At 73.8% G+C, this 447-nt stretch carries 1 protein-coding gene; it reads right to left on the bottom strand.

Features of this window, described 5'->3' with window-relative positions; translation table 11 throughout:
• A partial coding sequence (locus GUY60_RS38095) for a glycosyltransferase family 2 protein (RefSeq protein WP_188133308.1) occupies positions 1–447 on the bottom strand: 447 nt, incomplete at both ends.

The raw sequence follows: 447 nt of genomic DNA, 5'->3' as shown, positions 1-447 counted from the left end.
AGACAGGGGGAGTGGTAGAGCTCCGGCTGCCAGGGCACCTCGCGTCCGGAGGGCAGCTCACGGCGTACGCAGAGCCCGGCCGCGACCTCGGTGCCGTGGTCGACGGCCGCCGTGAGCAGCGCGTCGACGGCGCCGGGCGGCAGCACGTCGTCGCTGTCGAGGAACATCACGTACGGCGAGGTGCAGGCGTCGATGCCGTCGTTGCGCGGGGTGCCGCAGCCGCCGCTGTTGGCGGTGCGCAGGACGGGCCGCAGGCGCGGGTCCGTGGCGGCGAGGCGGCCGAGCAGCTCCGGGCTCTCGTCGGTGGAGCAGTCGTCGACGGCTATGACCTCACGGACGGCGGGCCCCTGCGCGAGCGCCGAACGCACCGCGTCCGCCACGTGGGCCGCGTCGTTGAATCCGATGACGACGACGCAGACCTGGGGCTGCTGAGGCGGAACGCTGTTC

Source organism: Streptomyces boluensis, from assembly GCF_009908195.1.
In the GTDB taxonomy this organism is placed as follows: Bacteria; Actinomycetota; Actinomycetes; order Streptomycetales; family Streptomycetaceae; genus Streptomyces; species Streptomyces boluensis.
Note: the sequence above shows the minus strand (reverse complement) of the source record. Positions and strands in the feature narration are given on the sequence as shown.